Genomic DNA, 820 nt, shown 5'->3' on the forward strand with positions numbered 1-820 from the left:
ATGATGGCTTCGTATTCGATGGGGGTCAATCGGCCCAGGCGGGCTTGGCTGCGGCGGCGGTGGTAGGTGCGTTCGATCCAGGTGATGATCGCCAGGCGGAGCTCGGTGCGGGTGGTCCAGCGGCGCCGGTCCAGGACGTTCTTCTGCAGTAGGGAGAAGAAACTCTCCATGGCGGCATTGTCACCAGCTGAGGCGACCTGACCCATGGATCCGATGAGGTCGTGGTGGGTGAGTTCACGCAGGAATTTCCGGGAGCGAAACTGGCTCCCGCGGTCGGAATGGACCACGCAGCCAGCCACGTCACCGCCTCGTCGCTGGACCGCTGAGCGCAACGCGTCGACCGCAAGAGAGGCTTCCATCCGGTCGCTGATGGAGTAACCGACAATGCGATTTGAGTAGACGTCTTTGATGGCGCAGAGGTAGATCTTGCCTTCGCCGGTGGTGTGCTCGGTGATATCGGTCAGCCACAGCTCATTGACCTTGGCAGCGCTGAAGTCGCGTTCGACGAGGTCGTCATGTGCTGGCGGTCCCGGTTTCTTCCCGTTCTTGCCGCGCTTCTTCCCGAACACGCTCCACCAGCCGTTGGCTGAGCAGATCGCCCAGACGGTCCGGTCGCACGCCTGCTGCCCGGCCCCGGCCTGGCCAGCTTCGTCGGCCAGAAGCCGGTGGCCGAATTCGGGGTCGTCGCGGTGGGCGTCGAAGAGCGCGTTGGCCAGGTGCGCCTGGCGCAGTTCCAAGGCAGTGACCGGGGAGGCCAGCCAGCGGTAGTAGGGCTGCCTGGCGAGCTTGAGGACCCGACACGTCACCGCGACGGGGATCC

The 820-nt window shown here is 64.9% G+C and carries 1 protein-coding gene; it reads right to left on the bottom strand.

Going from position 1 to position 820, the window contains the following annotated elements:
- The coding region (locus tag SS2_RS16860; RefSeq protein ID WP_083942394.1) for an IS3 family transposase at window positions 1-820 on the bottom strand (820 nt) is incomplete at both ends.

The organism is Sanguibacter suarezii NBRC 16159 (assembly GCF_001552735.1).
GTDB lineage: Bacteria > Actinomycetota > Actinomycetes > Actinomycetales > Cellulomonadaceae > Sanguibacter > Sanguibacter suarezii.